This window comes from Mangrovivirga halotolerans (assembly GCF_026241165.1).
In the GTDB taxonomy this organism is placed as follows: Bacteria; Bacteroidota; Bacteroidia; order Cytophagales; family Cyclobacteriaceae; genus Mangrovivirga; species Mangrovivirga halotolerans.
Genome location: NZ_JAPFQN010000002.1, coordinates 35,827 through 60,163 on the forward strand (window position 1 = coordinate 35,827; position 24,337 = coordinate 60,163).

Genomic DNA, 24,337 nt, shown 5'->3' on the forward strand with positions numbered 1-24,337 from the left:
TAATTTATAATTAGCGATGAAAAAATCAGCTCTTGTTGTATCTGTATCCAACAATTATACAAAAAGAAATAGAAAAAATTAAACTAAAACCCTTTTAATTAGGATAATACGTATTTAACAAACTCATTGAATGTTTTTACAACATGATCGGCATATTCGAATTTATTGCCAGTACCTATTGTTGTTATATTTAATTCTCTTGCAGGAAGAAGGTCCCGGTCTTTATCGCCAATCATAAATGAAATCTCAGGATCAATATTAAATTTATTGATTGCTCTTTCAAACATCAAAGAAGCAGGTTTTCTTGAAAGTGATTTACTTACAGAAGGATGCCATGGGCAATAGTAAATGGCATCTATAATTTCATCAGTTTGTTGATGCAAATAATCATGGCATTCCTGCATATCTTTTCTTGAATAAAGACCTCGTGATATCCCGGCTTGATTTGTAATTATTAATAATTTAAATCCTTCTCGCTTTAATTTTTTTAATCCTTCAACAACACCTGGCAAGATCTCAAAATCAGAAATTTTAAACGTGTATTCTCCTCGTTCTCTGTTAATTACACCATCACGATCAAGAAAAATGGCTTTATTTTTGTATCTATCCATGTTAAGTTGCATACCGCTAATTAACAAGATTTATGAAAATTTGCGTTAACATTGTCTGTTTATCTGCCCAGAAAGATCATATATTTGTTACTCTTAAATAAGATTATGAGTAAAGCCCTTGTAATTATACCAACCTATAACGAAAAAGAAAACATCGAGGAGATGGTGTGGGAGGTATTCTCCTTGCCTGTAGCTTTTCACTTGCTAATTGTTGATGACGGATCACCTGATGGAACAGGTGAAATAGTCAAAGAATTACAAAAAGAATTTAAAGACAGGCTGCACCTTATAGAAAGAAAAGGTAAACTAGGATTAGGCACAGCCTATATAACTGGTTTCAAATATGCTCTCGAAAATGATTATGATTTTGTTTTCGAAATGGATGCAGATTTTTCTCATAACCCAAAAGATCTGGTAAAATTATATCATGCCTGCAATGATGACGGGGCTGATCTTGCAATTGGTTCAAGATATTTAACCGGAGTAAATGTTGTTAACTGGCCTATGGGCAGAGTGTTAATGTCATACTTTGCTTCAAAGTACGTTCAATTCATCACAGGAATGCCGATTTATGATGCCACAGCAGGATTTAAATGCTATTCAAGAAAGGTTCTTCAACGTATAGAATTAGACAAAATTAGATTCATTGGATATGCCTTTCAGATTGAAATGAAATTTAAAGCCTGGAATTATGGTTTCAAAATTAAAGAGATTCCAATAATTTTTACTGACCGGGCTAAAGGTCAATCTAAAATGTCTGTAAATATTTTTAAAGAGGCAATTTTTGGGGTGATCAGCATGAAAGTCAATAGTCTATTCAGAAAATACCCCCCAAAACATGTTAGTCAAAGCGAATAGCTTTAACTGGTTTGACTCGACTAATAATATAAGCCGGTAATAAGATTATAATACCAATTAATACGAAGGTTAATAAATTTACTAAAATAAAAGCCTTCCAATTCCATTCTATTGGCACATAACTCATATAATAGTTTACCGGATCAAGGGGAATCAACTTAAATTTGTACTGGATATAGCAGAAAGCAAGCGCAAATATATTCCCAAAAAACAGCCCTTTCAGTACTATCTTCAACAATCGTATAGTAAAGATCCTGATAATTAAGGATTGTCTGGCTCCAAGTGCTTTTAGCATCCCGATCATTTGAGTTCGTTCCATCATTAACAGTAATGAAGGTGCAATCATATTTACCCCAGCCACAAAAAGGGTTATCACCAACAGGATCAAAACATTCATGTCTATCAATCCCATCCAATCAAAGATTTGCCTGTATTTATCACTTGTCTTATCAGCATATTGGCCCGCTGGTGTATTATCATTAATTGTAGCTTGTATCTGATCAATATTCTCAAGATCTTCAACAAATATTTCATAACCTCCGATTTGCCCTGCGGTCCAGTTATTAAGATTTTGCACCAAAGCCAGGTCACCCAAGACGACTTTATCATCGAAGTCCTCCAGTCCGGTTTCATATACACCTTTGACGATCAAATTTCTGAAACGGACAGGGTCCTGAACAAAAAACACCATGACTGTATCATTAAGCGACAATTTCAGTAAGTCCATCAGTTTTTTTGACATCACTACTTCTTTACTGTCATCCTCACCAGAAAAATCCGGAGCTTCACCAGCGATCATATTTACCTTAAACCGATCCCAGTCATAATTTTCATCAACACCTTTTAAAACTATTCCCTGAACTTCCTCCTCAGTTTTCAAAATACCTCCTTTGAGGGCAAATCTTTGCAAATGTTCTATTCCATCATAGGATTTGTAGTTTTCAATAAATTCATTAGATCCAGGTATCGGGGGCAATTCAACTGAGCTATTGAGACTAAAGCGAGATACGACTATATGTCCGCTGAGGCTGTAAGCTTTGTTTTTTATGGTTTTCTGAAAACCTCCAAGAATGGCAAAGGAGATCACCAAAATACCAATACCTATAGCAACACTTATAGAAGCAACCTTAGTGGCTGTAGACGAAAAAGTGCTTTTTTCAGTTTGGCTCGTCTTTTGTGCTATAAAATAGGCAACATTAAAGGGCATATTTGCAATTTATTGCTTTGATTTGAATAATTTGAAATACAGAATTCAAAACTAATGTATTTATTAAGGAATATTATTTTTAATACAATTCTTTTTTTGCTTTTAGCCTGTAACCTTCAATCACAGGAAAAATTTGCTACTGGAGCAGAAAGGACTTCACAATACTTTCATCTGTTAAAAGATAAAAAAGTGGGTCTTGTAGTAAACGCTTCATCTTTAGTTAATGAGGTTCATCTTATTGACACACTTTTATCTGCTGATATAAACGTAAGCAAAATATTTGCTCCTGAACACGGGTTGAGGGGTACCGCTGACGCTGGAGAAGTTATTAAAGACGGTATAGATCAGAAATCAGGTTTACCAGTTTATTCCCTTTATGGAAAAAATAAAAAACCATCACAGGAAATGCTTGAAGGACTTGATGTTGTAATTTTCGACATTCAAGATGTAGGGGTTAGGTTTTACACCTATATCAGTACAATGCATTATGTAATGGAAGCTTGTGCTGAAGCTAATATTCCATTGATGATTCTAGACAGACCTAATCCCAATGGACATTATATAGATGGGCCCGTCCTTGAACCTAAATATTCTTCCTTTGTTGGCATGCATCCAATCCCTATCGTTCATGGTTTAACTGTTGCTGAACTTGCTCGAATGATTAATGGAGAAGGATGGCTGGAAAATAAGGATCAATGTGCTTTACAGATTATTCCGATGAGTGGATATACTCATTCCATGCCTTACGAGTTACCTGTTAAGCCTAGTCCAAATCTACCCAACAAAACTTCTATTGCCTGGTATCCGACATTATGCCTTTTCGAACCTACCAATATAAGCGTGGGAAGGGGTACCTATGAACCATTCCAAATTTATGGAGCGCCAATAGAAGGATTTGGTCCGTATAAATTTACACCTGTTTCAATCGAGGGTATGTCTAAATATCCTAAGCACGAAAACAAAACTTGTTATGGTTATAATCTTGAAAACAAGCCTTTACCTCAGGAGATTAGGATGGATTTAATCATTGAAGCCTACAATAAATATCCTGAGATTAATAATTTCTTTACCAGTGAAGGCTTTTTTATTAAACTTTCCGGAACCGATAAATTATTAAAGCAAATAAAAGAAGGCAAGAGTGCTGAAGAAATTAAAGATTCCTGGAGGGAGGATCTGAAGAATTATAAAGAATTAAGAAAAAGATATCTTCTTTACTAGAATTAAATTTTCACATTTGTGAGGTCATATATCCATTCTTTATTTACTTCTTTTAATTGACCAGGACTCATGTTTTCTATTGTGACATCTTCAATTCTATAGCGCAATAATCTTAGTGTGGGATATCCAATTGCAGCAGTCATTCTCCTTACTTGTCTGTTTTTACCTTCCTGAATCTTCAATTTTATCCACGGAGTTTTATGATGTTGCCGTACGGGTGGATAACGGTCCGGAATCCATGATATCTCTTCTTCACTGAGAAATGAGGCTTGACCTGGTAACGTTTTATATTTTTTTCCCTTAATACTGATCTCCACTCCTTCAGCTAATTTGGAAAGATCTTCTTCAGATATATCTCCTTCCACCTGCACCCAATACTCTTTCCAGTGCTCCTTGGCAGGGCTTTGTAATTCGGCTTTAAACTGACCGTCATTAGTCAAAATCAAAAGCCCTTCACTATCCCCATCTAACCGGCCGATAGAATAAATATCATCTGATGGTAATTTACCAAGGTCGGCCAAGGTTTCTCTCTTACCTTCAGGGCTGAATTGGCTCAACATTCCAAAAGGTTTCCATGCCAGGAAATAATATAATTTCTCTGGTTTTGGCTTTTTAAATTTCTTCCTGTATCCTCGATGAGTATTTTTCTTCATAATGTAAAACTAAAAAAAGGCCGACATAATGACGGCCTTTCTAGTTATTATTAATGTTCTTATCAGTACTTCACGACTTTAAATTCGTGTGATTGTTCATTTCCAACAAATCGAATTAAATAGGTTCCTACATTGTGAGATTCAAGGTTTAACTCAACTCTATCCTCATAGATAGACACAGCACCCAGCTTACTTTCCCTTCCATCAATTCCATAGATTCTTACTGAATTCCATTCCGTTTTAGGGATATTGATAGTTATGGTTCCGTTAGTTGGATTTGGCCAGGCTTTAAAACTTTCAGTTTCTAAGTCATCACCCACACTCAATACATCATTAATAGTAAGCTGTGCAGTAGCAAACCCATCATAATTTGGTTCTGTAATGGTAACTGAAACTGTATATGTTCCCGGATAAATAGCTTCTTCAATTACTTCTCCATTATAGGTGTATTTAAGATCATATGAAATACCAGACGGATTCGTAAATACTCTTACTGTTTTAGGTGTCCCATCATAATCTTGATTAAGATCTGCAAATTGAATAGTTGCTGATATTCCAGTAATGGTTAAGGTGCCATTTATGAAATTAAAGCTGTAATTGTTGTCTACTCCACCGGTAAATGTAATCGGATAGGTCCCCGCGTCAGATGTTTGAGTTGCTTCTGTTCCAATTTGAGGCATCTGATCTATTACAGATTGATTTTGGCCCAACACGAATCCACTTATTTGATAGGTAAATGTTGGATTAGGTTGATTATATCCTCTGGACTTGTTATCAGCCTTAAATGTAAGCTCAGCTTTTTCAACTGTTACTCCACCATTCGTGTAAACCATATCATATCTGCGATCATTACCGGGAACCACCCTAACTTCGTAAACACCTGCATCAGAATTAGTTGTTATACTTGAACTTAACGATGGTTGAAGATCCAGATCAGAGGGACTATCATTATTTTTGAATCCATCGTAAATAAGTGCTAATGATGGAACTGATTCTCCATATACTTTAGAAACTGTTGGAGCAGTAACGGAAAGAGGAGCTTTTGTAATTGTCAGATATCCCGTGATATATTGATCAAAATAATAATTATTATCAGCTCCCCCCTGGATCAAGATTCTGTATGTACCAGGTATATAACCTTCAGCCCCTGGCTGTTCCAGAGAAACTTCAGGTGACTGATCAATAACGTTTGAGTCATCCGCATTTTTGAATCCATTATAAGTAATTGTCCAGTTTGGATTGACATCTCCATATTCACGACTTTCATCCTGAACAGATGCTGTTAGAGGTGCCTTAGTTATTGTCAACTCTCCTGAAACATAAGTAAATTCATAATTATTATCACTAGCATTTGCTCCTGTTATTTCATATGAACCTACGTCAGATGACTCAGTTGCTGCAGAAGATGTTGTTACTTCAGTATCGATAACTGATGAATTTTGATTCAGCACGAACCCGGAATATACTGCACTAAAAACAGGATTAGGTTCACCATATTCTTTAGAAGCATCTTGAATTGTAACTGTCAGCATTGCCTTGTTAATAACCAACTGAGCATCACCACCGAGTACAAATGAATAATTATTATCACTTCCTCCGGATAAACTGACTGGATAAACACCAGCATCAGATGACTGAACAGCTGTGGTACTCGCAATAGGTAAATTATCAATATCTGATTTAGAATCTGAACCTGCGAAACCAGCAAAACCCAAGTTAAAATCCGGATTAGGATCACCATATGTTTTTTCAGCGTTACTTATCTGAACTGTTAGCTCCCTTTTAGTAACAGTTAAATTTCCATCCTGATAGATAAGTTCATAATTCTGAGATGAAAAACCACTAACTTTAATTGGATAAACTCCCACATCACTATATTGCCCTGCAGTGGTAAGTAACGAACCTGAACCGCCTAACTCAGTTTCTGTGTCAGATAATTTAAACCCTTCAAAAGAATAAGTAAAAACAGGATTTAATTCACCATATATTTTTGATTTGTCGTCAGCTCTGACTATTAGACCAGCCTTGATGATTGTTAATATTCCATCGTTACCAATGATGTTATAATTATCATCACTACCTCCGGAAAGTGTTATCGGATAAGTCCCGACATTTGAAAATTTTGTTGCTCCGTAATTAATGTTTGGATATGCATCAATAACATTTGCATTATCACCATTAACTAAACCTGCTATTTCATAACTATTTGCTCTTGATATAGAAGGGTTTTCGTCTCCGTACTCCCTGGTAATATTTTTAGCAGTAATAGTAACGTCAGCTTTAAGAATATTTATTGATGCTGTAACCTCATTTCCTCCTATACCGGAATCATTGTCCGATAGGGAAGCAAAAATGCTTACGCTTCCTGTCCCTGCTGCAAAAGGTTCGAATTTAAACCCTTTATTGGCTTCTGTTACACTGATAAAATCACCTGGAGTCACTGGAGTAACTCCGTCATTAAGAAAAAGTGTTCCCCCATTGATCGTATTAATTTTAAAATATTTTACTTCTTCTCCATCGTCATAAGCTCTTTCGGCTACCAGTCCTGCAGAAGACATTTGTCCATAAGTAGTTTCACTATTTGAAAATAATGGTGTATCTGCTACCGGCTCTACATTTATGGTAAATTGAAAAATATTTGATTGCCCCTTGGTGTCTTCAACCTGTATTTCAACAACAGAAGTACCAAATTGATCCGGCCTGGTATCAATTGTAAGCTCACCATTAAGTACCGCTACATTGTCAAATAAGTTGGTATCAAAACCTCCAACTCTCGAATATACCAATGATGCATCCGGATCTTCATCAAAGAAATAATCATATAAAGAGACCGTAATATTTTCATCTTCTTTAAGAGTGAAAACAAGTTCTTTTTCCTGTATCGGAGAACCATCAAAGTCATCTTCCAATAATTGGATATTCACAGGCATTCCTCCTGAGGATTGATTCAGGTCTGATTCTACATTAAATCCTGTACCATCAGTTTCAATCTTAAATATTACACCGAGATCATTTGCTCCACCTTCAGTAGTAGTTCCAAATATAGAACCGCTTTGTGCTACTGCTAATCGGCCTGTTGGTTTTTTACCATCTGTTCCATTGAATTTTTTTAATACTGAAAAAGTAGAGCTTCCTAAATCAAATTTAAATATTGATCCTTGGTCAAGATTCGCACCCGTTTCACATACCCCATATAAAACCTCATTATCTATTGTAAGTCCAGATGGTTTACTACCCTCTGAAGCAGAAAAATCGTGAATTACGAAAGGCATCGACGAAGTACTAAGCGGATAAGGAAATCTTATTATTGTTCCATACCCATTAGATCCACCTCCTGAAGTAACGGCATAATAATCACCGGTTACTGAAGATTGAATAACTCCACCTACCGGATATTGACCTGTGGGACCATCAAATTCCCACAATTTTTGATACTGTGATGTTGACGGGTTGAATGACCAGAATGTACCTAAATCATTCGATCCACCAGAATAATTCATTCCAACTATATTTCCATCGCGATCTTCAAGTAATTTCCCAACAACTTTGCTTGCATAAATAGAAGTGATTGCTTCTACTGAAGAAAAACCTGATGGGGTAAATGAAATCAAATAAGACCTTCCATTTGAATTACCAGAAGTAACAACATACATTTTACCATTGGAATGTTCTAAAATATCAGTATAAGTTTCCCTTAGTTCATTACCACCGAGTGTTATTAATTCCTGATAATCTGACCCATCTGAATTTATTGAGAAAATAACCCCTTTATCAAAATCGCCTCCTCTGAAAGTCGAACCATAATACCGGCCATCCGAAGCCTTTACAATACTTGTCTGAAGGTCAAAACCACCTGTTTCAGGCAAATAAAACTCTGTGCTGATTGTTCCTGAAAAATTTGATTGCACAAATCCGCCATAAGGGTTGGCTATAACATTTTCCGATTGTTGAGTAAGTGGAATAATTAAAGTATTCAAAGATGTTTTAATGATATTACCTTTCGGTTTTGATCTACTGGATGTCGAATTAAAATCGATCAATTTAGTATACCCGGTACCATCTTTATTTACCTTGTATAAAACTCCGGCATTGAAATTTCCTCCGGTAAAAGTTGTTCCTAAAATTTCAGTACTACTTAATTCTATTAATGACGAGGAAGGGTTGGAACCATTAGAAGCATTAAAAATCTTAAACACCTCAAACCCTGATCCATTTGGCTGTACTTTAAAAAAACTACCAGCATCATTATTTCCACCATTTTCTGTGGTTCCATAAATAATATTATCAGTACCTAATATCAATTTCGTGGAAGGATTGCTGGCATCAGCAGGCATATCAGCAATTACAGCCATCATGCTTCCATCTGTTTTTATTTTGAACAATGTCCCTGATCCATTTGCACCACCACTATAGGCAGTTCCATATAAAATCCCTCCGATTTCAATCATACCCGTACGAGGATTTGAACCTGTTAATGCATCATTGAAATTATGAATGACAGAATAACCAGTACCATCAGTATTAATTTTATAGATAACTCCATCAGAATTTGCTCCTCCTGACCGTGCTGTTCCATATAACACACCACTTGAAAGAAGTAATTGACCATTTGGGTTACTTCCATTTATGTTTTCAAATTCGTGTAATACAGTAAAATCAGTACCGTCAATATCTATAGAATAGACTAGCCCGGAATTATTAGCTCCTCCATTCAATGTCACCCCATAAAGCCTGTCACCGGCTTCATTCAATAAAACCTGACCTGAAGGAGAACTTCCTTTACTAAAATGATGAAGAACTTCATAAGTTGCCCAATCCTTGGTAACTCTGAAAATAATTCCTTTGTCACCATTTCCACCTTCTTTAGTAATACCGTAATAATAATTATCTGTTCCTTCAGTAAGACCAAATTCTATTCCTCTTGGTGTGGATTGAAAGTTTTTGATAGATACCAATTTCTTATCACTACTACTGTATCTGAATATAGTCCCTCCTCCTTTACTCCCTGAGGCAGAGGTAGATCCAACGAGCTTTACGTTTTGGCTATAAGTAAAAGAAGTGACACAAAAAGTTATAAGAAAGAAAAATAAATAATTCCTAAACATGAAAAAATAGGTTAAAAAGATTATATATGGTTATACATTGATACCTTTAAGCAGAAAAAGGTAAACAGAAAAATGTTAAAATTTCCAGTATAAATTTAGCTTCGCTAATATTGCAAAACAAAACCCTAATTTCAAATAATGAGAGACCTTAGGATAATATTCATGGGAACTCCTGAATTTGCTGTTGCATCTCTTGAAGAACTCGTTGAAAATAAATTTAATATAGTAGCAGTAATCACCGCACCAGACAAACCAAAAGGAAGAGGGCGGAAACCGGCTCCTTCACCAGTTAAAGTCTGTGCTGAAAAGTATAATATTGATGTTCTTCAACCAACAAATTTAAAAGATGAAGAATTTCAGCAAACATTAAAGAGTTATAATGCAAACCTACAGATTGTAGTAGCTTTCAGAATGTTACCAGAATCTGTCTGGTCAATGCCTGAATATGGTACTTTTAACCTTCATGCTTCACTTTTACCTAATTACCGAGGTGCTGCACCCATTAATTGGGCAATAATAAATGGGGAAAAGGAAACGGGAGTAACTACTTTCTTCTTGCAACACGAAATAGATACCGGAAATATCCTCTACCAGGAAAAAGAACCCATTCATGAAGATGACAGTGTAGGCGACTTATATGAAAGATTGATGAAAAAAGGAGCTAAACTGGTGGTTAAAACTGCTGAAGCAATAAAAATTGAAAACGAAAAGCCAATACCCCAAAATACCGTTGGCATTCAAATAAAAAAAGCTCCCAAAATCTTTAAGGAAACCTGTGAAATTGATTGGAGTAAACCAGCAGATGAAGTTTATAATTTTATAAGAGGATTATCGCCTTATCCTGCGGCCTGGACAATTCTTAGGGATAAGAATTTTAAAATTTTTAAAACGAGTAAATCAGAAGATTTTTCAGATGGAGATCCGGGAACTATCGATACTGATAATAAAACATATTTGAAAATTAATTGTAGTGATAAAAAGTTAATAATCGAGGAACTACAGGCTGCCGGAAAAAAGAGAATGACCACTGAAGAATTGTTGAGAGGATATAATTTCTGATTATGAGAATAAGTATGATAGCTGCCAAAAGCGAAAACAACGTTATTGGTAAAGATAATGACCTTATTTGGCACATGCCTGGTGACATGAATTATTTTAAAGCTGTTACAAGGAAAAGGTGCATAATTATGGGGCGTAAAAATTATGAATCTTTACCTGAGAATTTTCGTCCATTACCAGGAAGGACTAACATTATTATGTCCAGAAATACTGAATATAAAGCACCCGGATGTATAGTTGTTAATTCTGCTGAAAAGGCTCTTATAGAAGCAGAAAAAACAGGTGAATCGGAAGTTTTCATAATTGGTGGAGAACATATCTATAGGCAGTTCCTGGGAGATGCAGATAAAATATATCTTACTGAAATAAAAGAAACTTTCGATGGTGATGCATTTTTTCCGGAAATAGATAAAAATATGTTTAAAGAAGTATCCCGAATAAAAATACCTGCAGATGAAAAAAATCCGCATGATTACCATTTTACTGTCCTCATTAATAATAAGTAAGTTTAATTGAGAAATCAAGTTTTTTTCACAGCCAGTTTTCTTCAGGAATCTTTAATTTTGGAGTAAATTGACTATTTAGTGAAAAGAGACTTATTCATATTATTTTTTATTGTCGCGTTTAACTTAACTGCCCAAAAGGCTGAGCCGTTGATCGCGGATGATATTATTGTAGTCAAGCTAAAAAGCAGCCCCTCTCCGGATGCTATTAATAGCAGGATTAATGAATCTCAAGTAATTAATAACATCCTGAAAATTGAAAAGGTAAATGGGTATACCAAACCATTTGAAAGAGCATCACATAGTCGAGCCCGAACCAACAAAGACAATATCCTTTCATCATTCGTATACCTGAAAATAGACAAAGATGCATCACCTGAAAAATTAATTGAAAGATTAAATAAAATGAACGGTATTGCATATGCAGAACCTTTTTACCTGATGCAACCCTTGTATACACCAGATGACCCCGAAGCAGATCCATCCTCAGGAAAGTTAACATATCTGCAAACTATAAATGCTTATCAGGCCTGGAGTCATGAACAAGGTGACAATAATGTGTATGTTGGTATTTTAGATAGTGGAGTTGATATGGATCACCCTGATTTGGCTGGCAATATTAAAGTCAATCATAACGATCCTATAAATGGAATTGATGATGATGGGGATGGACTCATCGACAATTACAGAGGTTACGATTTTTCAAATGATGACAATCAACCCGAAGCAGATAAAAGTTCGCATGGAACGTCTGTAACAGGTGTCGGTTTTTCAGTAACAGATAATAATTTAGGATTAGCCGGTGTAGGGTTTAATACCAAATACATCCCATATAAAATATTTACTTCACAATCCAACTTTTTCTATCGGGGTTATGAAGCAATGGTTTTCGCTGCTGAAAATGGATGTAAAGTATTAAATCTTAGTTGGGGCGCTCCAAATGCCAGAAGTAAATATGTTGAGGATATAATTAATTATATAGTTTTAGAACTCGATGTAGTAGTTGTGGCAGCAGCGGGCAATACCCACGGTGAATATGATTTTTACCCTGCTTCATACACAAACGTATTATCGGTTGGTTCTACTAATTATAAAGATGAAAAAGCTGATTTCGCATCATACAGTCCCTTTATTGATATAATGGCACCAGGTAAATCCATTTATGTTACAGGAAATAATGACTTTAAATATTATTCTCAGGGAACAAGTCTTTCCACTGCCATGGTTTCGGCTACAGCTGCTTTGATAAGAGCAAGATACCCTGATTTAACAGCGTTACAGGTGATGGAACGTATAAGAGTAACTGCTGATGACATTTATCAAATTGAAACCAATAAACCTTATACCGGAAAATTAGGACATGGTCGATTAAATGTAGGAAAAGCATTGCTCGACTATACCACTCCATCTTTAAGAATGATTAAAATGATTTATCATTCAAAATCTGGTAAACATGCTTTTTATGGAGATTCATTAATGATTGAGACCACCATATCCAACCTATTAAGCACTTCTTCTAACGCTAAAGCTATTCTGAGATCAAACAGCCCTTATGTTACAATAATTGACTCCATTTTTAATATCGGCAGTCTTTCAACCAATAAATGGAAAGTCAATAGCGATAATCCGTTTAAGATTTACATCGATCCTTCTACACCTCCTAAACAACAGCTGAGATTCACTTTGCATTTTTCAGATAATGACTATACTGCATCTCAAACCTTTGATATTTTTACTGAACCAGACTTCTTTGAGATAGAAGGGAAAAATCTCAAAATGACTGTAGGTTCTTCCGGTTCATTGGCTTTTACATCTGACTCTCTTAAAAATGGGATTGGGTTAATATACAATGATTCAATTATTTCAAGAAGTTTAGGACTCTTTTACTTTCACTCCTCAGATTCAGCGGATAATAGTTTCCTTTCTTTCAAACAACCAATCCATTCCAAAGATTTTGTTGCTGACAGATTCTTAAAAAAAATTGAAAGGTCTCAAACTGATTATGATGAAATCACCAGCAGATTTAAAAAACCTTCAGACAATATCAGAATAGAACAACACTTGTTTGCAGATAACATTGATACAGATGCTGATTTTATCATTCTGGAATACAACATATTCAACGAAGGTCCCGAACCTGTTAATGATTTTTACCTATCCTTGTTATCAGACTATTCCATAATTGAAGATACTTCCAACAGGCTATTTACCAATGAAGAAAACAAATTAACCTATGCGGTAGATTCCAATAATAAAATTTTTGCTGGCATTTCATTGATCAGCAAAGATCAATTCATAAGTCGAGGAATAGATTTAGCTGATCTGAATGGAAATATATCAGATGTGAATTCAACATTCACCAAAATAGATAAAGCAGACTATATAACTAACTTAGCAAAAAATGCTGCCGGGCTAAATGGGAATGGAAATAACATTGCTGCATTTACAGGAACAAAAATCTCAAAAATAAACCCAGGAGAACTTAAGAAAATAGTTTTTGTTTTAACTGCCGGAAATTCATTAAACAACTTAAACAATAATTTACTCGCTGCTACTCAAGCCTATCAGGAAATCTTACAAAATCCGCAGACAGAATACTACCAAACTATTTGTAAAGGTGAAGATGTAGAAATCACGCCGGGAATTGGATCTTTTAACTTTTATTCTGACCCCTCAGGTATAAATAAAATTGCAGAAGGAACCTCTCTTTTAATAGAAGCGCTTCAAACCGACACGACCATTTACTATAATAGTTATGATAGCATAGGGATGGGAATTATCAAAACTGCATCTATTGGCATAGATATACCCCGGGATACTTTTTCAATTTCTGAAAATCCATTATACTTAAGCGAATCCTCTGATAGCACTGCTATTTTTAAAGCCTATCCTGACAAAGCAAAATCATATTTATGGGATTTTGGAAACGGATTAACTTCTTCAAATCAAAAAGAAGTAGTTAAATATAATCAAAAAGGCATTTATCCTATCTCTCTGGTAATAGAAAGTCCTTATGGATGCATGAATGAATTTAGCAGTAATCTTGAGGTTATAACCAGACCATATAAAGCAGACATCGGTACTACATATTATAATATATGCAAAAATGAAGATCTGCAAATCAAGATTGATACTGAAGAAACCCTGTATTTCTTCACAAATCCTGAAATGAACGAACTCATTACATCTGGAAATGAACTAATTGTCGCTAATGTTAACCAGGATACTTCAATTTTTATTTCCAGAAGAGAAAATAACATATATTCAGAACCGGTTGAAATCATTATAAACGTAGGAGAGGCAAATGCAGATTTTTATTTTTCCCATGATCCTTCTCCTTTTTCTGGGCTATCAATTATACTGAAAGCCAAAGAAAAATCCCATCTATCTTATGATTGGAATATTAATGGAGAATTGCTTTCTGAATCCATTGATGTTCGATATGTACTTCAAAATTCTGAGAATCATTATTTTGAACTAAAAGTAGTTGACTCAACAGGTTGTACTGGGATTTTACAAAAAAACCTGATTCCCAAAGAACTTGATGTGACAATTAAGGATACCATCGCAATATGTCATGATGCTCAAGAAATAGAAATAATACCTGAAGATCAAGGTGTTTATCTTTTTTACGCTGATAATGAATTGAATAACTTAATTCAAAAAGGCAGAAGCTATATACATAACATCAATTCAGAAATTGATTCTGTTTTTATAGTCAATTTTACTGAATTCAGTATTAACACACCTAAAAAAGTCATTTTACAAAAATCACAGGATAAAAAACCTGTAATCATTGCAGATACCCAGACAATAAACCTGAACATTGAAAAAACAGTCAATCTTCGATGTGATAATAACAATTTCATAAACTATCGTTGGTTTCTACCGAATGAGGCTATTTCTACAGGATCACAAACAGAGTACTCTTTTAGAGATACAGGGCAGTTTTTATTCACCCTTGTCGCCACAGATAGTGCTGGATGCGATCATTATAGTGATATTACTGTTGAAGTAATTAATGAACCCTTATTAGGAATAATTGACACTATTTCCAGTTCAGTAAAAGTCTATCCTAATCCAGCCTATGATAAATTAAATATCGATAGTGAATCAACAATTAGTGAATGGAAAATTGTTGAAGCTAGTGGTAAAATCCTCACAAAAGGATATGGAAACCAAATTAACATATCTTCCCTAGCAGCAGGGACTTATTATTTGATATTAATCGATTCAAATCAAAATAAAAAAGCACTACCATTCATAAAGAAATAGCAGTGCTCCTTTTATAAGATGATTTATTATTGCTGTGAAAAAACTCTTTTCATGAGGTCTGTTGTACGAGCTATCGGGTTTTCCCGAATATTAGCTTCTTCTTTTCTTATCAATTCAAATAAACCATCAATGGCCTTTTCAGTAACATATTTATCAAGATTTACCTCAACAGGCTCTACAAAAGGAATTTTATTATATGCAGTAGCTACATCACTATAATATTTAGTAGCATTAACATCTTCTAGTGAATTGTGAATCGGGGGCTGAAATTTACCCACCAACTGATCGTAAGTAGTTCGACGTAAATATTTGGTCGCTGCATCATCCTCTCCTTTTAAAATATTCCATGCATCTTGAATGGTCATTGAGGTTATTGCATTGATAAAAATAGGTTTAGCTTCTATAGCAGCTTTTTCTGCGGCTCTATTCATAGAAAGAATAAAGTCATCAACTGGTTTATCCAAACCTATACTTCTCAACCTGGTCTCTACTTTTTCTATTTCATCTGGAAATGGAATTTTAATAAGCGGATTTCCAAAATAACCATTTAACTCCGAAGCCTCTTCAGTTCCTTTTATAGTTCCTTGTTTCAGAGCCTGCTTTAAAGCTTTAGACACATCTTCAGATGTCAATCCGGTCCCTGAACTCCCAATGGCATCATTTACTGAATCCATAGTCTGCTGAATTTGAGCAGTAGTACAGGCAGTAAATACAAAAACAAACAAGTATAATAATCTATTCTTTCTCATGTGATTAAAAAATTGTGTTCTAATAATAAGAATAACTTAAATTCGAATTTAATTAAATTATTGTATCAACAACCATACCATGCAAGAAATTAGAGCATATATCATAACAATTGGAGATGAAATCCTTTACGGACAAATTGTAGATACAAATGCGCAATGGATGAGTGCACTGTTAGATGAATCAGGAATAAAAACTATCAGGAGGCTTACCATTGGTGATGATAAAAGCGAAATTCTTTCAGCTTTTGATGAAGCTGAAAAAGATTCAGATCTTGTATTGATCACCGGCGGTCTTGGCCCGACTCCTGATGATCTTACTAAACCCTGTCTTGCAGAATATTTCAATGATAAGCTTGAAATGAGAGAAGAAGCTTTAAATGATCTATCTGAATTATTTAAAAGATTGGATCGTGAACTTTCTCCTCTTAATGAGAAACAAGCAGAATTGCCTACCCGGGCTAAATACCTGAAAAATGATATGGGTACTGCTCCAGGAATATGGATGGAAAGTAAAAAGAATACAGTATTCGTTTCAATGCCCGGTGTACCTTACGAAATGAAGTTTCTAATGAAGGAAAGAGTCCTTCCTGAGGTAAAAAAACGATTCATGCCCACTTCGATTGTACATCGCAGAATAAATACTGTTGGAATAGGCGAATCATGGTTGCACGAAATAATAGGTGAAAAAGAAAAAGCCCTACCATCCCATATCAGGCTGGCATATCTACCCTCTCCGGGAATAGTAAAATTAAGATTTACGGGAAAAGGTGAAGATAAACCAAAATTAATTGAAGAAGTAAATAAAACAGTTGATGAATTTAAACCACTAATCGAAAAATATATTTACGGTTACGATGATGAAAAACTTGAAGAGGCGATTGGTAGAGTATTAAAATTTAAAGGCAAAACAATTGCCACTGCAGAAAGTTGTACCGGAGGAAAGTTAGCTCATAAAATAACATCAGTTCCGGGAAGTTCAGAATATTTCCTTGGTTCTGTTGTCAGCTACAGTAATGATGTAAAAATAAATGTCCTTGGTGTCAAAAAGGAAACTATTGAAAAAGAAGGTGCTGTAAGTGAAGATACCGTTAAACAAATGGCTGTTGGAGCGAGAAAACTTCTGAAAACGGATATAGCAATATCAACAAGTGGTATTGCCGGCCCCGGAGGGGGCTCTAAAGAAAAGCCTGTCGGGACAATATGGCTAGGATATGCAGATGATAATCAAGTGGTTGCAAAGAAAATCAATTTAGGTAAAGACCGCGCTATGAATATCGAATATACAACAATTGCTGCCTTAAACTTACTCAAAAAACACATCATGTAAGAATTATATTCTACATAATAGTTATAAGCCCAAATTTTATACTGAACAACCTTAAATAGATTGGTATTTACAGACGATTATTTCAATAGATCCTTATTGAATATCTATGAAATTGTTGTTACTTTTGAAGAACTCAATAAACAACATCGAAAACACTCGAATCATGGCATTAGAAAAAATGGTGATGCCCAAGATGGGAGAAAGTGTTATGGAAGGCACTATTCTCACTTGGCTAAAACAGGTGGGTGATACCATCGAGCAAGACGAATCAGTTCTTGAGGTAGCAACAGATAAAGTTGACACAGAAGTTCCTGCAACTCACGCAGGAGTATTAAAAGAGATTTTGGTTGAAGAAGGTGACGTAGTAGAAGTTGGTAAACCAATTTGTGTTATAGAAACTGAAGGTGAAGGATCTGGCGATTCCGGAGATACTACTTCAGAAAAAGTCGAGGAAAAAGAAGAAGCTCCTGCCAGGAAGGAAGAAAAAATTGCCGCTGAAGCTACTCCGGCACCTGTAGAAGATAAATCCAGATTTGAAAGTGATCGTTTTTATTCTCCTTTAGTTAAAAATATTGCCAAAGAAGAAAATATATCTGAAGAAGAATTAGAGAGAATCCCTGGTACTGGCAAAGACAACAGGGTCACAAAAAAGGACATCTTAAATTATCTCGATACACGTAAGACATCTGCTCCTGCGCCATCTGTTTCAAGCAATGGGGCTGCGAGTCATCAGGTAAAACCTTCTGTACCAGTTTCAGTCAGTGGTGATGATGAGATAATAGAAATGGACAGAATGCGTAAAATGATCGCCGAAAGAATGGTCGATTCTAAACGCATTTCTCCTCATGTTACCTCATTCGTTGAAGCGGATGTAACCAACTTAGTTACCTGGAGAAACAGAAATAAAAACGATTTCAAGAACAGATATGGTGGAAGCCTGACTTTTACACCTATCATGATTGAAGCTGTTGTAAAGGCGATCAAAGATTACCCGATGATCAATATCCAGGTAGATGGTAATAAGATAGTTAAGAAAAAAGATATAAATATTGGAATGGCTGTTGCTCTTCCAACAGGCAATTTAATTGTTCCTGTCATCCATAATGCAGACCAGTTAAATATTACTGGTTTAACACTCAAGGTTAACGACCTGGCAAAAAGAGCCCGGGATAACAAGCTTAAACCAGATGACTTGCAGAATGGAACATACACTGTTTCAAATGTAGGTAGTTTCGGTAATGTAATGGGAACTCCTATTATTATGCAACCTCAAGTAGGCATTTTAGCATTAGGAGCTATACAGAAAAAACCTGCTGTTGTTGAAACTCCAAATGGTGATGCGATTGCCATCAGATATAAAATGTTCTTATCGCATAGTTATGACCATAGGGTTGTAGATGGTGCGCTTGGCGGAATGTTCGTAAGACGAGTTGCCGACTACCTTGAGAAATTTGATATAAATCAGGATTTATAAAGTAATTATAAATTTCAAATATAAGCCCGGGAATTATCCGGGCTTTTTTTATCTCAAAAATCAATAAACAGAATATTAACTACTTTAGTTAAATTAGTAAAGTCGAGTCATCAAACAAAAATCCCATGAAATACAAAGCTCCTTATTTATATTTCTCCCCCCATATAGAAACAATACTACCTTCCTTATTTAGAAAAGTGGATGGAATTGAATACCAACGAGAGCGATTAAACACTCCGGATGATGACTTCCTTGATCTTGACTGGTTACAAGACAATAATGATAAGTTGGTAATTGTTTGCCATGGTCTTGAAGGTAGTAGCGACAGGCCATATGTAAAAGGAATGGCCAGAGCATTACACAATAATAACTTTGATATTCTTGCCTGGAATTACCGAGGATGCAGTGGGGAAATGAATAAAAATCTGAGGTTTTATCACAGTGGAGCTACAGATGACCTCGAATTAGTCATAAATCATAGCATTTCTTTAGGCTATAATGAAATATTCCTTATCGGATTCAGCCTCGGAGGAAATTTGGTACTAAAATACAGTGGTGAAAAAGAAAGAAACATTCAGGAGCAAGTAAAAAAAGTAATTGCATTTTCCGTTCCATTGGATCTTGAAGCTGGCAGCAACAAAATTGCTGAGCCTTCTAATTTTATCTATGAAAAACGCTTTTTAAATAACTTGATAGAAAAAGTAAAACAAAAAGCCGCTAAAATGCCAGATCAACTTTCCACCACCCATATAAAGAAAATAAAAACTTTATACGATTTTGATGACTTTTATACTGCCCCCATTCATGGATTCAAAAATGCTTCTGATTATTACTCTAAATGCAGCTCAATAAATTATGTGACAAACATAAAAATTCCTACCCTGATAATTAATGCTAAAAATGATCCTTTTCTACCTGGAAAGTGTTACCCATCTGATGTATTAAGTAAAAACAAAATGATCACTTTCGAATTTCCTGAAAGAGGCGGTCACGTAGGATTTACGGAGTTTAACCAGGATAGAATGTATTGGTCAGAAAAAAGGGCTTTAAATTTCATCTTAAAATGAATTTAAAGCCCGTTAATAATATTAATCTTCAATAATATTTATCTTTTCGATTTTATCTCCTTGACGGATATCATCAATTACTTCCAGTCCTTCGATTACTTTCCCAAAACACGTATGATTTCTGTCTAGATGGGCAGTGTTATTACGACTATGGCAAATAAAGAATTGAGACCCTCCGGTATTTCTCCCTGCATGTGCCATTGACAATACTCCTCTGTCGTGATACTGATTTTCACCATCAAGTTCACAATCTATTGAATAACCTGGTCCTCCTGCCCCGGTTCCATCAGGACATCCTCCCTGAATAACAAAATCCGGAATAACCCTGTGAAATGTCAAACCATCGTAAAAACCTTTTTTTGATAGATCAACAAAGTTTTTAACTGTATTTGGAGCATCCTTTTCATAAAACTCCACATTCATTGTTCCTTTTTCAGTTATTATTTCAGCTTTCATTTATTAGATGTTTAATTTATCTGTGTAAAAATAATCCAAATTATTAGCGCTTTATCCAGTTTATGTAAGAATTTAACAACCTATAATTATTTTTTTAAAGCCTTTTAAACTTAAATTAGATAGTTTTGCACCTGTCCTAAAAACAAACTTAATGTCAGAACTGGATGGTATAAGACTTAATTTCAATGAAGAAAGTCTGTTTCTTTTAAATCTCAGTATCGCCTTTATTATGTATGGGGTTTCATTGGATTTAAATCTTAAATCTTTCAAAGAAGTAATAAAAAACCCAAAACCTGCTATTGGGGGTGTTGTTTCTCAGTTTATTCTTTTACCTGCATTAACATTTCTTTTAGTATTGATTATGAATCCTTTACCCGGCCTGGCCATGGGCATGATATTAGTTGCAGCGTGTCCGGGAGGGAATGTTTCTAACTTCTTCACTCATTTGAGTAAAGGTAATGTTGCCTTATCTGTAACTCTTACTATTATAGCTTCCTTTATGGCAATAATTTTCACTCCGCTGAATCTGGAAGTATGGGGTGAATTACTGGGAAACAAGAAAAATATCGCGGTGGAAGTAGACTTCTGGAAAATGATGCAAACAATAAGCATCATTATAGGAATCCCATTAATTTCTGGTATGCTGACAAGAAAATATTTCCCGGTATTCAGTGAAAAAGCAAAAAAAATTATAAAATCTGTATCGATGATCATACTCTTGGCTATCATCGTTATTGCATTTTCTAAAAACCTTGATCTTTTCTTAAAATACTGGCACTACGTATTTTTCTTAGTCCTTATTCATAACTTACTTGCTCTGTTACTTGGTTTTACTGTTGGTAAAATCAGTGGTAAAACATCTGCTGATACGAAAACTATCACAATTGAAACAGGTATACAGAATTCAGGATTAGGTCTTGTAATAATTTTTAATTATTTCCAGGGGCAAGGTGGAATGGCATTAATCGCTGCATGGTGGGGAATTTGGCATATAATTTCAGGCCTTATCATTTCCCAGATTTTCAATTTCAGATCTACTGATAAAGGCCAACCTGCATCTGTATGAAAATTATATTAGGAAACATATTATACTATCCATTAAAAATTTGGGTTAGAATTGCATGTAACTTTTATTTCAGCGAATTTAAAATCAAGGGGTTAGAAAAAATCCCTTCTGATGGTCCAATTATCATAGCCGGAAATCATCAAAATGCTTTGCTCGATGCGATGATTCTTAGCGTTATTTCTCCAAGAAACCCACACTTTTTAACAAGAGCCAGTGTATTTAAAAATAAACTGATTGCATCTGTTTTAAAAAGCTTGAAAATGATCCCGGTATTCAGGTTTAGAGATGGAATTGGAAGTGTTCGTAAAAACTCTCAGAGTTTTGAATCTGCTCACAAGGTACTTGAGAAAAATCAAACTCTTGGTATTTTTCCTGAAGGTAATCATGATCTTAAATACAGGTTAAGACCTTTGCAAAAAGGTATTGCCAGAATTGCATTTGAAACAGAAAAAAGAAATAATTACAATAAAGGGGTTAAAATAATTCCCGTTGGAATTCATTATGAAGATCATTTTGAAAGTCGAAGCAGGGTTTTAGTAAACATTGGTACCCCATTAGAAGTAAAAGATCATATTCCCAATTATAATCAAAATGAAAGGCTAGGTTACGATAGCCTATTGGAAGATCTTAGTAGTAAAATGAAAGAGCTGATCTTTAATTTTGATTCGCCCTCCAACTATGAATCAATGATTTCATTGTTCAATAAGAAAAGATTAAAAATTTCCAATGTTGCTAATCAATTTGAAACAGATATAAAATTGATCAAGAAATTAAAAAAAGAAAGTCATCATCCTGAAAATGAAGAATTTATTAAATGGTATGCTCCAACTGGAAAACTAAAATCAATTATCTACTTTTTATCTGACATTATATTTTACATTCCAAGAAAGCTTATCAACAAATTGATTCTCAATAAAGTAAATGATAAGCATTTTTATGCAACAGCATCTTTTACTTCAAAGATTTTTATATATCCAATTTTTATAATTCTAGTCTACCTCATTTTGAATTCTTCTGTCGATTTTATTTGATTAAATACCTTCCAGAATCATATCAGCTGCTTTCTCTGCGATCATAATTGCAGCTGCATTAGTATTGCCAGATATTATTGTCGGCATTATTGAGGCATCCACCACCCTTAAACCAGAAATACCTTTAACTCTTAATTGAGGGTCTGTTACAGCCAAATCATCAATCCCCATTTTACAAGTACCTACAGGATGATACAGGGTTTCCAACGTTTTTAAAATATGTTCTTTTAATGCCTCTTCATCAGATAGATTCTTTGGAAAGATTATGCCGTCTGGATTATATTTTTTCATTGGTTCTGAATGTGCTACTTTGATCGCCTTTTTAATACCTTTAAGTAAGGTATCCAGATCCTTATCTACAGATAAAAAATTAGGCTGTATAACTGGTGGATCATATGCTGAATTACTTCTGATGGATACAAATCCACGGCTTTCAGGTCGAATCAATATAACCATTAAACCATACCCATCTTTCCTTGGGAAAGTATTCAGGTCATAAATATCAGTTGAATAATCATTACTTATACCAATGGGAGCAAAATGAAATTGCAGATCAGGTCTATTCAATTTCGGATCTGATTTTAAAAATGCATTTGCTTCGAGGGGACTATTACCCAATGGTCCGGCCTTAAATAATATATGATTTAAAGTCGCTTTTATCATATTAATAGGCTTGAGCAAAGTATTGCAGGTAGGAATATTTACCTCTCCTGAGATGCCACTCCAAACATGATCTATTAAATTCTGCCCTACTCCTTTTAAATCATTTTTAATTTCAATGCCATGCTTATTCAAAATCTCAGCAGGACCTATACCTGACAACATTAAAATTTGAGGTGATTGAATAGAGCCTGCAGACAAGATAACCTCCTTATTACAATTGATTATTGTATTTTTCCCTGCAATGTCAACCTCAACTCCTACTGCCTTATTATCTTTTATGATTATCTTTTGTACAAATGCTTTAGTAAATACTTTCAGGTTGTTTCTTTTTAAGATCGGTCTTAAAAAGGCTTTAGCAGTACTATGCCTTTGATTATTCTTAATTGTAAACTGAAGCATACTCGCTCCAAGTTGTTCCTCACCATTGTAATCATAATTATAAGGAATTCCCTGGGTTTGACAACTCTCTATAAATGCCTTTCCAAGCTCAGTAGGTTGAGGGGAAAACGCCACATTTAATGGACCCCGTTTTCCATGATATTTACTATTTATATCTTCATTATTTTCAGACTTTTTGAAATAAGGCAGAATCTTTTCATAAGACCATCCTTTGTTTCCAAGCGACTCCCATTCATCAAAATCATTTTTATTTCCTCTAACATAGGCCATTGCATTGGTACTACTACTTCCACCTAATGTTTTTCCCCGAGGTACAAAAATTTTTCGATCAAGTACTTCTTTTTGTTCTTCAGTCCAAAAAGCCCAATCAATCTTAGTATTATTCAATTTTGTGTAGGCCCCAGGAATATTGATCTCAGGTTTATTATCCTTATCCCCGGCTTCTAATAAAGCAACACTAAAATTTTTGTTAGAAGACAACCTATTGGCTAAAACACATCCTGCAGATCCTGCTCCTATTATAATATAATCGAACTTCATTTAATTATTTTTATATCTTTTATAACTATTTGAACCAATAATCAAAACTGAGTACAGTTAATTAACAAAGAACAAC

General features: G+C 34.8%; 17 protein-coding genes. 10 read left to right on the plus strand and 7 right to left on the minus strand.

The annotated features are described in order from the left end of the window. Window positions 1–98: 98 nt before the first annotated feature. A complete protein-coding gene (locus tag OO013_RS01465; protein WP_266054752.1) occupies window positions 99–611 on the minus strand; it encodes a D-glycero-alpha-D-manno-heptose-1,7-bisphosphate 7-phosphatase in 513 nt (170 codons plus the stop codon). Between the two features lie 105 nt (window positions 612–716). On the opposite strand from OO013_RS01465, the gene OO013_RS01470 reads away from it, so the two are divergent. Next, window positions 717–1,469 (plus strand): polyprenol monophosphomannose synthase, encoded by a 753-nt coding sequence (locus OO013_RS01470; RefSeq protein WP_266054753.1) that lies wholly within the window; start codon window positions 717–719, stop codon window positions 1,467–1,469. Here the strand turns inward: OO013_RS01470 and OO013_RS01475 are convergent. Then, window positions 1,453–2,676 (minus strand): ABC transporter permease, encoded by a 1,224-nt coding sequence (locus OO013_RS01475; protein WP_266054754.1) that lies wholly within the window; start codon window positions 2,674–2,676, stop codon window positions 1,453–1,455. The two genes, OO013_RS01470 and OO013_RS01475, sit on opposite strands and share 17 nt — an antisense overlap. 54 nt (window positions 2,677–2,730) lie before the next feature. Between OO013_RS01475 and OO013_RS01480 the strand changes: the two genes are divergently transcribed. Continuing rightward, on the plus strand, window positions 2,731–3,894 hold the full coding sequence (locus OO013_RS01480; RefSeq protein WP_266054755.1) for an exo-beta-N-acetylmuramidase NamZ family protein: 1,164 nt from the start codon (window positions 2,731–2,733) through the stop codon (window positions 3,892–3,894). A 2-nt stretch (window positions 3,895–3,896) separates the two neighbouring features. Here the strand turns inward: OO013_RS01480 and OO013_RS01485 are convergent, their stop codons facing one another. Beyond that, window positions 3,897–4,547 carry a pseudouridine synthase gene (locus tag OO013_RS01485; protein ID WP_266054757.1) on the minus strand — a complete coding sequence of 217 codons (651 nt, stop codon included), beginning with the start codon at window positions 4,545–4,547 and terminating at the stop codon, window positions 3,897–3,899. A 62-nt stretch (window positions 4,548–4,609) separates the two neighbouring features. After that, a complete protein-coding gene (locus OO013_RS01490; RefSeq protein ID WP_266054758.1) occupies window positions 4,610–9,652 on the minus strand; it encodes a choice-of-anchor tandem repeat GloVer-containing protein in 5,043 nt (1,680 codons plus the stop codon). A gap of 135 nt (window positions 9,653–9,787) precedes the next feature. On the opposite strand from OO013_RS01490, the gene fmt reads away from it, so the two are divergent. The 3 genes from fmt to OO013_RS01505 all read left to right on the plus strand — a co-directional run bounded on the left by fmt (window position 9,788) and on the right by OO013_RS01505 (window position 15,489). Further along, window positions 9,788–10,711 (plus strand): methionyl-tRNA formyltransferase, encoded by a 924-nt coding sequence (fmt, locus tag OO013_RS01495; RefSeq protein ID WP_266055339.1) that lies wholly within the window; start codon window positions 9,788–9,790, stop codon window positions 10,709–10,711. Window positions 10,712–10,713: 2 nt separating this feature from the next. Continuing rightward, on the plus strand, window positions 10,714–11,217 hold the full coding sequence (locus tag OO013_RS01500; protein ID WP_266054759.1) for a dihydrofolate reductase: 504 nt from the start codon (window positions 10,714–10,716) through the stop codon (window positions 11,215–11,217). 78 nt (window positions 11,218–11,295) lie between these two features. Beyond that, window positions 11,296–15,489, plus strand: coding sequence for a S8 family serine peptidase (locus tag OO013_RS01505; protein ID WP_266054760.1), 4,194 nt, complete (start codon window positions 11,296–11,298; stop codon window positions 15,487–15,489). 26 nt (window positions 15,490–15,515) lie between these two features. On the opposite strand, the gene OO013_RS01510 is transcribed toward OO013_RS01505, so the two are convergent. Beyond that, window positions 15,516–16,238, minus strand: a complete 723-nt coding sequence (locus tag OO013_RS01510) for a DUF4197 domain-containing protein (protein WP_266054762.1) — start codon at window positions 16,236–16,238, stop codon at window positions 15,516–15,518. Between the two features lie 79 nt (window positions 16,239–16,317). On the opposite strand from OO013_RS01510, the gene OO013_RS01515 reads away from it, so the two are divergent. The 3 genes from OO013_RS01515 (at window position 16,318) to OO013_RS01525 (ending at window position 20,106) form a co-directional block, all read left to right on the plus strand. Then, window positions 16,318–17,565 carry a competence/damage-inducible protein A gene (locus tag OO013_RS01515; RefSeq protein ID WP_266054763.1) on the plus strand — a complete coding sequence of 416 codons (1,248 nt, stop codon included), beginning with the start codon at window positions 16,318–16,320 and terminating at the stop codon, window positions 17,563–17,565. A 163-nt stretch (window positions 17,566–17,728) separates the two neighbouring features. Beyond that, window positions 17,729–19,039 carry a dihydrolipoamide acetyltransferase family protein gene (locus tag OO013_RS01520; protein WP_266054764.1) on the plus strand — a complete coding sequence of 437 codons (1,311 nt, stop codon included), beginning with the start codon at window positions 17,729–17,731 and terminating at the stop codon, window positions 19,037–19,039. A gap of 125 nt (window positions 19,040–19,164) precedes the next feature. Then, window positions 19,165–20,106, plus strand: coding sequence for a YheT family hydrolase (locus OO013_RS01525; protein WP_266054765.1), 942 nt, complete (start codon window positions 19,165–19,167; stop codon window positions 20,104–20,106). 21 nt (window positions 20,107–20,127) lie between these two features. On the opposite strand, the gene OO013_RS01530 is transcribed toward OO013_RS01525, so the two are convergent. Further along, window positions 20,128–20,562 (minus strand): peptidylprolyl isomerase, encoded by a 435-nt coding sequence (locus OO013_RS01530; RefSeq protein WP_266054766.1) that lies wholly within the window; start codon window positions 20,560–20,562, stop codon window positions 20,128–20,130. A gap of 151 nt (window positions 20,563–20,713) precedes the next feature. Here OO013_RS01530 and OO013_RS01535 point away from each other — a divergent pair, with 151 nt between their 5' ends. Then, window positions 20,714–21,628, plus strand: a complete 915-nt coding sequence (locus OO013_RS01535) for a bile acid:sodium symporter family protein (RefSeq protein WP_266054767.1) — start codon at window positions 20,714–20,716, stop codon at window positions 21,626–21,628. Next, the gene (locus OO013_RS01540) at window positions 21,625–22,659 is read left to right on the plus strand and encodes a lysophospholipid acyltransferase family protein (RefSeq protein WP_266054768.1); all 1,035 of its coding nucleotides are present in this window, start codon (window positions 21,625–21,627) and stop codon (window positions 22,657–22,659) included. The genes OO013_RS01535 and OO013_RS01540 overlap by 4 nt, the downstream gene beginning before the upstream one ends. Here OO013_RS01540 and OO013_RS01545 read toward each other — a convergent pair whose 3' ends face one another. After that, entirely contained in the window at window positions 22,660–24,261 is a 1,602-nt protein-coding gene (locus tag OO013_RS01545) for a GMC family oxidoreductase (RefSeq protein WP_266054769.1), read from the minus strand. Window positions 24,262–24,337 lie beyond the last annotated feature (76 nt).